This is a genomic window from Bradyrhizobium sp. P5_C11_2 (genome assembly GCF_054049755.1).
Genome location: NZ_JBFULT010000343.1, coordinates 1 through 8,202 on the forward strand (window position 1 = coordinate 1; position 8,202 = coordinate 8,202).

At 63.2% G+C, this 8,202-nt stretch carries 9 protein-coding genes; 2 read left to right on the forward strand and 7 right to left on the reverse strand.

The features are described from left to right. The 5 genes from ACXJL8_RS26775 to ACXJL8_RS26795 form a co-directional block, all read right to left on the reverse strand. A partial coding sequence (locus tag ACXJL8_RS26775; RefSeq protein ID WP_456685883.1) for a 2-dehydropantoate 2-reductase occupies nt 1-875 on the reverse strand: 875 nt, incomplete at its 3' end. A 101-nt stretch (nt 876-976) separates the two neighbouring features. Further along, nucleotides 977-1,405, reverse strand: a complete 429-nt coding sequence (locus tag ACXJL8_RS26780) for a CBS domain-containing protein (protein ID WP_456622226.1) — start codon at nt 1,403-1,405, stop codon at nt 977-979. A gap of 180 nt (nt 1,406-1,585) precedes the next feature. Continuing rightward, nucleotides 1,586-2,908 carry an oxalate/formate MFS antiporter gene (gene oxlT / locus ACXJL8_RS26785; protein ID WP_456622227.1) on the reverse strand — a complete coding sequence of 441 codons (1,323 nt, stop codon included), beginning with the start codon at nt 2,906-2,908 and terminating at the stop codon, nt 1,586-1,588. A gap of 263 nt (nt 2,909-3,171) precedes the next feature. Continuing rightward, complete coding sequence (gene oxlT, locus ACXJL8_RS26790) at nt 3,172-4,461, reverse strand: oxalate/formate MFS antiporter (protein WP_456622228.1); 1,290 nt, start codon at nt 4,459-4,461, stop codon at nt 3,172-3,174. A 245-nt stretch (nt 4,462-4,706) separates the two neighbouring features. Continuing rightward, on the reverse strand, nt 4,707-4,844 hold the full coding sequence (locus ACXJL8_RS26795) for a hypothetical protein (protein WP_164938782.1): 138 nt from the start codon (nt 4,842-4,844) through the stop codon (nt 4,707-4,709). A 356-nt stretch (nt 4,845-5,200) separates the two neighbouring features. Here ACXJL8_RS26795 and ACXJL8_RS26800 point away from each other — a divergent pair, with 356 nt between their 5' ends. Continuing rightward, nucleotides 5,201-6,532, forward strand: a complete 1,332-nt coding sequence (locus ACXJL8_RS26800; protein WP_456622229.1) for an Hsp70 family protein — start codon at nt 5,201-5,203, stop codon at nt 6,530-6,532. Between the two features lie 31 nt (nt 6,533-6,563). Here the strand turns inward: ACXJL8_RS26800 and ACXJL8_RS26805 are convergent, their stop codons facing one another. Further along, nucleotides 6,564-7,007: an SRPBCC family protein gene (locus ACXJL8_RS26805; protein ID WP_456622230.1), complete on the reverse strand. Its 444-nt coding sequence runs from the start codon at nt 7,005-7,007 to the stop codon at nt 6,564-6,566. A gap of 171 nt (nt 7,008-7,178) precedes the next feature. Then, entirely contained in the window at nt 7,179-7,616 is a 438-nt protein-coding gene (locus ACXJL8_RS26810) for a DUF2147 domain-containing protein (RefSeq protein WP_456622231.1), read from the reverse strand. Between the two features lie 144 nt (nt 7,617-7,760). Here ACXJL8_RS26810 and ACXJL8_RS26815 point away from each other — a divergent pair. Continuing rightward, nucleotides 7,761-8,202: hypothetical protein (locus ACXJL8_RS26815; RefSeq protein ID WP_456685884.1), on the forward strand; the 442-nt coding region annotated here is incomplete at its 3' end.

An 8,202-nucleotide genomic window follows, 5' to 3' on the forward strand; every position in this document is an offset into this window, starting at 1 on the left:
ACGGTGACGAGCGGATCGATCTCCATGGGACGGCCGCGCTYGAGATCCTGGAGCATCGAGGTCTTGTGCGCGCCGACCTTGCGGGCGCCTTCGATGCGGCGCTCGACATCGACGCGGAATTTGACGCCAAAGGTCTCGGCGATGCCTTGCGTCTCCACCATGATCGCACGCGACAGCGCGCGCGTGGCAGGATCGGTGCAGATCACGTCGAGGGTCGCGTGGGTCAGCGCGCTGATCGGGTTGAAGCAGACATTGCCCCACAGTTTTAGCCAGATCTCGTCGCGGATGCGGTCGAGCACCGGGGCCTTCAGGCCGGCGGCGACGAAGAGGTCGGCGAGGCGCTGCACGTCGGCGGTGATCTCGCCGGAGGGCTCGCCGAGCGGAAAGTTGTTGCCGTAGACGTGGCGGATCACGCCGGGCGCCTCGATCTCGGTCGCGGGATAGACGATGCAGCCGATGGCGCGCTCGGCCCCCAGCTCGCGCCATTGCCGCCCGCCGGGATCGATGCTCTCCAGCGTCGAGTTCTCGTATTGGCCGCCGTGCTTGTGGAAGTACCAATAGGGGATGCCGTTGACCGCGGTGACGATGCGGGTGTGGGGCCCAAGCAGCGGCTGCATCTTCTCGATCACGCCGGTGATCGAATGCGCCTTCAACGTGATGATGACGTAGTCCTGCACGCCGAGCTCGGCGGCATCATCGGTGCAGCGGGGATAGACGGTATGCGTCTCCTCGCCCGCGAGCAGCGTCAGGCCGCGCTCGCGCATCGCGGCAAGGTGCGCACCGCGTGCGATCAGGCTGACATCGGCGCCAGCGCGCGCGAGCTGAACCCCGAGATATCCGCCGATTGCGCCGGCGCCGTAGATGCAGATCTTCATGAAATCCTCGCGCGTGGCCGGAATTTTGGGACGAAAGATCCGGTCCGGCTCGGAAGGATCCGAGCCGGGGCCGGCAGTCGCAGGGGAAGGGTCGTTGCGCTTTAAGCTGCTGCTTGCGGCGTGCCGTTGATCGCTTCGTCGACGGCAGCCGCGATGTCGCGCATGCTGATGACGGAGACGAGGCTGTAATCGTCGATCACCGGCAGGTGGCGGATGTGATTGCGGTTCATCAGGTGCCGGACGTGCTCGATCGTATCGGTCGAGGAGCAGGACACGAGCTGCTGCACCGACACGAGCTGCGAGACCTTCACGTTGATGGCGTTGGCACCATGCTCCGCGACGGCGCGCACCACGTCGCGCTCGGTGAACATGCCGACGGCGGTGTTGCCTTCGGAGCGGACCACGTCCTTGACCACCAGGGCGCTGATGTTGTTGGCGCGCATCAGCTTGGCGGCGATACCCACCGTTTCGTTCATTCGCACCGTGACGACGCGCGGTGTCTTCTTGCGCAGAATGTCTCCGACTAGCATGGCGACCTCCCTGGGTGAATGATGGGACGAAGTGTGGTATACATAATGCCAATCGTCAAGCATTGGATTTGGCCGATCCGAAAATTCTTGCGGCAGGAATACTGACGTTTATCCACGCGCCCCAAAAGGAAAGGGGCGCATTGCTGCGCCCCTTTCCTTTTGTGCAGAGGCGTGTGGTTGCTACGCCGTCTCGGTCTTGGCGTTGCCCGCCGCGGTGCTYGCGCTCTCGGCTTCCTTGCCGAGGATGAAGGAACGCCGCAGCGGCTTGATCACGAACAGCGCCATCAGCGCGGCGGTCGCATTCAGCGCCACGGCCACCACGAACACGGCCTTCCAGCCGTAGGTTGCGGAGATCACGCTCGCGAGCGGGACCAGCAGCGAAGCTGTGCCCTTCGCCGTGTAGAGCATGCCGTTGTTGGTGGTGGCGAATTTCGAGCCGAACGTGTCGCCGCAGGTGGCGGGGAACAGCGAGTAGATCTCGCCGAACACGCCGAAGTAAACTGCGGTCGCGAGCACGAACACGATCGGCACATGGCCGTAGGCCGACAGCGTCAGGAGCATCACCGCGGCGGTGCCGAAGGCGATGAACATGGTGTGCTCGCGGCCAATCGTGTCGGAGACCCAGCCGAAGAACGGGCGGCCGAAACCGTCGAAGATGCGGTCGAGCGAGATCGCGAAGGTCAGGGCCGCCATCTGGAAGCCCGCGAGCGTCACCGGCGTATCGGCGATCTTGAAGTCGTGCGCGATCGGGCCGATCTGCGCCGCGGTCATCAGGCCGCCGGATGCGACCATGACGAAGACGAGGTACATCACCCAGAAAATGGGGGTGCGCAGCACTTGCGGCGGGGTGAAGTCGATCTTGGTCTGCGGCAGATTGAGCTGCTTCTTCTTCGGCGGAATCGAGAGCCGTGGCGGCTGGATGAAGAAGGCGAGCACGAACACGATCAGACCCTGGCCGATGCCGAAGGTGAGGAACGCGTGCTGGTAGCCGCTCGATGCGATCATYGTCGCGATCGGTACGATGGTGAGCGCGGCGCCCGCGCCGAAGCCCGCGGCCGTCGCGCCGGCGGCAAGGCCGCGGCGATCGGGGAACCATTTCAGCGCGTTGCCGACGCAGGTGCCGTAGACGGCGCCTGCGCCCATGCCGCCGACGATTGCAGCCGTGTAGAGCAGGGTGAGGCTGTCGGCATAGGAGTTGAGCACCCACGACAGCGCGATCATCACGCCGCCGAACATGATGACGATGCGCGGGCCGTATTTGTCGACGAACCAGGCTTCGACCGGAACGAGCCAGGTCTCGGTGACGACGAAGATGGTGAAAGCGAGCTGGATCGCGGCGCGTCCCCAATGGTGGGCCGCATCGATCGGATCGACGAACAGCGTCCAGCCGTATTGCAGGTTGGCGATCATCGCCATGCAGACGATGCCCATGGCCAGCTGGAACCAACGGAAACCGGTGCGAAGAGGCGCGGCCGTGACGGCGCCGTCCGTGCTGGAAATCATCAAGAACCTCCCAACGCGCCTGATTTGATGCGACCTGGGATTGCAAGATGACCCAGTGTCGCAAATATTGTGGCTTATCGTCGCAAGCGCGGTGAGGACATTGGTATACCATATTCCAGAAGGCAAGCCGAATCTTGTGACGCAGCGCAAGAAAACTGCGTGGTTCCGCGCGGTCGATGGTACCCGGAGGCGGATTCTGTAAAAACGAAAACGCCCGGCCGTGAGGCCGGGCGTTTTGCTTGAGTCGGTTGCGGTGGAGCGCGTCAGGCCGCAGTCGATTTCGCGACCACGATCTTGCGCCAGGGTTTCAGCACCGCGATCGCCAGCGCCGAGGCCAGGATGTTGGCGCCGGCCGCGATGATGAACACGCTGTCCCAGGTGCCCGACGACTGCTGCATGTAATTGGCGATCGGCACCAGCAGCGCGGCGGTGCCCTTTGCGGTGTAGAGCAGGCCCGCATTGGTGGTCGCGAACTTGGCGCCGAACGTGTCGGTGCAGGTCGAGGGGAACAGCGAGTAGATCTCACCCCAGGCGAAGAACACGAAGCCCGAGAGCAGCACGAACCAGATCGGATCGTGGCCCCAGAGATAGAGCATCCAGATGCCGAAGCCTTCCATGCCGAAGGCGATGAACATCGTGTTCTCGCGGCCGATCATGTCGGAGATCCAGCCGAAGAACGGACGCGTCAGGCCGTTGAGAACGCGGTCGATCGTGGCTGCGAACGTCACCGCGGTCATCGTCACCGCCATCAGCGTCACCGGAACGCTGTCAACCTTCCAGTCGACCGCGATCGGCTTCAGGTTCGCCGTCACCATCAGGCCGCCGGCGCCGACGATCACGAACATGAAGTACATCAGCCAGAAGATCGGCTGACGCAGCACCTCGGTCGGCTGGTAGTTGCGACGCGTCTGCACCAGCGCGGCGTTCGCCACCACGACCGGCACCTGGCCGGCCTTCGGCGCGAGCAGGAAGAAGGCGAGGATGCAGATGATGATGCCTTGTCCCAAGCCGAAATAGAGGAAGGTGGTCTGGAAGCCACTGTCCTTGATCATGGCCTGGATCGGCGCGACGGTCAGCGCGGAGCCTGCACCGAAGCCGGCCGCCGTGATGCCCGCAGCAAGACCGCGCTTGTCGGGAAACCATTTCAGCGCGTTGCCGACGCAGGTGCCATAGACGCCGCCGGCGCCGATGCCCGCGATGATCATGCCGAGATAGTAGCCGTTGAGCGAAGTCGCCTGGGCGTTGATCGCCCAGCCGGCGGCGCAGAGAATGCCGCCGATCAGCACGACGATGCGCGGACCGTATTTGTCGACGAACCATCCTTCGACCGGCACGAGCCAGGTCTCGAACAAGACAAACAGAGTAAAGGCCCACTGGATCGAAGCGCGATCCCAGCCAAACTTCTTCTGGATGTCGGGGACGAAGAACGTCCAGCCGTATTGATAATTGGCGATCATCACCATCGCCGCTACACCGACTGCCAGTTGCGCCCAGCGATACGTGTCGCTAACGCGCGCGGTAGTAGGGGCCGTTGCCTGCACCATGTCCGTCATAAAGCCTCCCGTGGCGCCTCTAATTTTTCTGCGAGCGCTGGAGTGGCATTCTTGTATTCATTATGCCAAGGTTCAAGCGCTGGTCCGGTCACCGTGCGCAAATGCCGCAGGACGTTCGCCGGCCGCGGCTGTGACTCGGGACAACGCAAATAGAAATGGCCCCGTCCTGCGGGGCCATTCATCAAAAGTAGTATGTGGACGGTTCTGAAACCGGCGCGTCGCGCTCGCAGCGCGGGAGGCGCTGCTTACAGGCCGAAGCGGGGCAGGTCGCCGTTGTGATTCGAAATCTCGGCGCTCGCCATCAGGAAGCGGTCGACCGCGGCCATGAAACGGGCGAACAGCGAGGCGGAGGGCGCGAGGGCGACGGAAGCGGTCTTGGACATTGGAAATTCCTTTCTTGAGACGGTCAGTACTGCTGTCTCATTTCGAAGGGCAATCTATGTATACCAGATGCCAATGTCCATGCATCCCATTGCATAGCAGCATTCAATCTACCGCATTGCAACATAATGATGCGTTAAAGCGGCCGCTTCGGGCTTAAAGTTGCCGCCGAAACGAGGCGCTGGCTCTAAAATGCCTGCCCCCGTGGCAAAAGACGTGGATCCAGGGGGCATGATCGGCCTGAAGCGCGCCATGGGAGCGAATTCCGACCGCGCCGCCGCGGACCGGGGCTCTTGGCAGGCTCATGCAAAGCCGCTAGTGGTCCGCCCCCTTATCCAATCATCTGTCAGAGTGGTTCATGTCGAGCGCCTCGCCCGCCGTCTCGATCGGCATCGATTTTGGGACCAGCAATACGGTCGTAGCGCTTGCGGCGGACGATCGCCGGGTCGAGGCCATCCGCTTCGATCATGGCGGGCAACGGCACAGCGTCTATGTGTCGGCGCTGTGCTTCTGGGAGGACCGGCCGGGAGCCGGAGCCCAGGCTGAAGGCGGCCCGTGGGCGATCGAGCAGTTCCTCGAGGGACGCCACATCTATCGCTTCCTCCAGTCGTTCAAGACCTTCGCAGGAAGCAGCAGCTTCAATTCCACCCAGGTGTTCCGCCAGCGCTACAAGTTCGAGGACCTTCTCGCCGCGTTCCTGCGCACGCTGGCGCGTCATGGCGGCGACCGGTTCGGCTTCGAGGCGGCAAACATCACGGTCGGCCGCCCTGTGCGCTTCGCCGGCGGCAATCCCGACGAGGCGCTGGCGATGGAGCGCTACCGGGCCGCTTTCGAGCGCCTCGGCGCCGGCCACGCGCGCTATGTCTACGAGCCTGTGGGAGCAGCGTTCTCCTTTGCCCGCCGGCTGGAGCGCGACGCCACGGTCCTGGTTGCGGATTTCGGCGGCGGCACCAGCGATTTCTCCGTGATGCGTTTCTCGCGCGCTGGCGGCAGCTTGCGCGCCGAGCCGCTTGGACACGCCGGCATCGGCATCGCCGGCGACACGTTCGACTACCGCATCGTCGACCACGTCGTCTCGCCGCGGCTGGGCAAAGGCTCCAGCTTCCGCTCGTTCGACAAGGTGCTGCCGGTGCCCAACAGCCACTACACCAACCTCGCGCGCTGGCATCAACTCGCGCTGATGAAGAGCAACGGCGATTTGCGCGAGTTGCGGGAGCTGTCGCGCACCGCGCTGAAGCCGGCCCTGCTTGAGGATTTCATCACCATCGTCGACCTCGACCTCGGCTTTTCGCTGTACCGCGCGGTGTCCGACGCCAAGGTCGCGCTGTCTGGCCGGGATGAGGTGGACTTCCACTTCAAGGGCGGCGGGGTCGACATTCGCTCGGCCATCACGCGGAAAAACTTCGAATCCTGGATTGCCGACGATATCGCCCGGTTGGGGGCCACCGTCGACAAGGTGCTGGGCGAGGCCGGAATCACCGCGCGCGAGGTGGAAAAAGTGTTCCTGACCGGCGGCACCTCCTTCGTGCCCGCCGTCCGAAAACTGTTCGCCGAGCGGTTCGGCAACGAGCGGCTGATGTCGGGGGACCAGTTCGAGTCGATCGCCTACGGCCTCGCTTTGATCGGGCACAGTCCCGACCCGGACCGCTGGACCGCGAGCGGCGGGCTTGCGCCGAAGGCGGGCGCGTAAGCATCACGGTCACGCGCCCGCAGCGCCGTTGTCATTGGTTGATCTCGGGCTCGACGAGCCGTGCCAGGTTGCGCAGCGATTCCTGCCAGCCGAGATAGCAGGCTTCCGGCGGGATGACGTCCGGGATGCCGGCCTGTGTGATGTCCACCTCGGTGCCGACCGAGACTTTCTTCAGCAGCACGGTCACCTGAATTTCGCCGGGCAGATTGGGGTCGTCGAATTTGTCGGTGTAGCGGAGACGTTCACCGGGGACGAGCTCGAGATATTCGCCGCCGAAGGCGTGGCTGTTGCCCGTCGTGAAATTCCGGAACGACATTTTGAACGTGCCCCCGACCTTGGGCTCGAGATGATGCACGGTGCAGGTGAAGCCGTTCGGCGGAAGCCATTTCGCCATCGCATCCGCCTCCAGGAAGGCGCGATAGACTTTCTCCGGACTGGTCGAGAGAACGCGGTGTAGACGTATCGTGCTGGGCATATTCTTTCATCCTCTTGCTTCGATGGGCCCGACCTCGGCGYCTACGGCCCATTCATGTCCCAAGGACGACCGGGATGCCCTCGATCCGACACGGCATCGCGGAAAACAGCGGCCGCCGAAATGGGCGGCCTTCGATGTTGCCTTTGACCTTGCCTTGGACCGATCTGCCGCTCACCGCGTCCAGTCTTCACCGGCGCACAGCGTTCCCATGCAGCCCTGGACGTTGAGATTGCCTGATGGCAGCAAGGTCACTGTGCTCGCGTAGGTCTTTCCGTCGTCGGCATTGTAGATCCTGCCTGACCATTTATTGGCACCTGCGGCCTGCATCTCGATGAACAGGGAGATGCCGACGATCTTGCGGCCGCGCAGCGCGGGATCGGCGTTATGGTCGTCGAGCTGTGCCTTCCCCGTCTTCTTGTCGATCGGCTCCTTGAGCCAGACGACCCGGCCGCACAGCGCACTGCCGCAGCGGCTGACCTTGATCTTCGCATCGCCCGACTGCGTCAGCCAGACGCCGGCTGGACCGCTGACCGTTGCGGCTTTGGCGTTTCCAAGCGGCGAGATGGACAGCAGCGCCGCGAGCAGGTGCCGGACGAGGAAGGAACGCATGGGAGCTCCGTTGTGAGTCGGTTGTCATGAAATATTTCATGATAAACGAGAAATATATCGCGTTTTAGGTTGAGTCAATTGGGCGTAACAGGCATATTAGGGGAGGGCGATTGCTTGGAAATTGCGGAGTGCCTGGAGATGAGTGTGGTGGGGATATCGGTACGCGAGGCCCGGCAGAGCTGGTTCCGACGTCTCGATCTTGCGTTCTGGGCGATCTGGGCGGCGCTGCCGGTGATGGTGTGGCTCGCTTATCGCGCAAACACGACCGCCTCCGCTTCGATCGCGGCGAGCCTCAGTCCCGAGCAGGTGAAATGCGCAGGGATCGTCGCCAACCCGCTCGACATGTCGCGCCACGGCCAGTTGCTGTTCTGGACGTTATTTGCGCTTCAGCTCTCGTTCTTCGCCGTGTTGATCGGCATCCTTCACCGCATGGTGCATCGTTTCGCGCGCGGCCGGATCTTCGTGTCCGAGACGCTTCAGGGGGTGTGGTGGATGGGGATCATTCTGGTGATCTGGCCGTTCGTCGACCTGATCACCAGCAACGCGGTGGCTTATGTCTTGCACGAGATCGGCGACATCAAGTTCT

Excerpts from the sequence above, each read along its gene's own strand:
- ACXJL8_RS26780 (WP_456622226.1), bottom strand. The coding sequence starts at position 1,405 with ATGCTAGTCGGAGACATTCTGCGCAAGAAGACACCGCGCGTCGTCACG.
- oxlT (WP_456622228.1), bottom strand. The coding sequence starts at position 4,461 with ATGACGGACATGGTGCAGGCAACGGCCCCTACTACCGCGCGCGTTAGC.
- ACXJL8_RS26795 (WP_164938782.1), bottom strand. The coding sequence starts at position 4,844 with ATGTCCAAGACCGCTTCCGTCGCCCTCGCGCCCTCCGCCTCGCTGTTC.
- ACXJL8_RS26800 (WP_456622229.1), top strand. The coding sequence starts at position 5,201 with ATGTCGAGCGCCTCGCCCGCCGTCTCGATCGGCATCGATTTTGGGACC.
- ACXJL8_RS26805 (WP_456622230.1), bottom strand. The coding sequence starts at position 7,007 with ATGCCCAGCACGATACGTCTACACCGCGTTCTCTCGACCAGTCCGGAG.
- ACXJL8_RS26810 (WP_456622231.1), bottom strand. The coding sequence starts at position 7,616 with ATGCGTTCCTTCCTCGTCCGGCACCTGCTCGCGGCGCTGCTGTCCATC.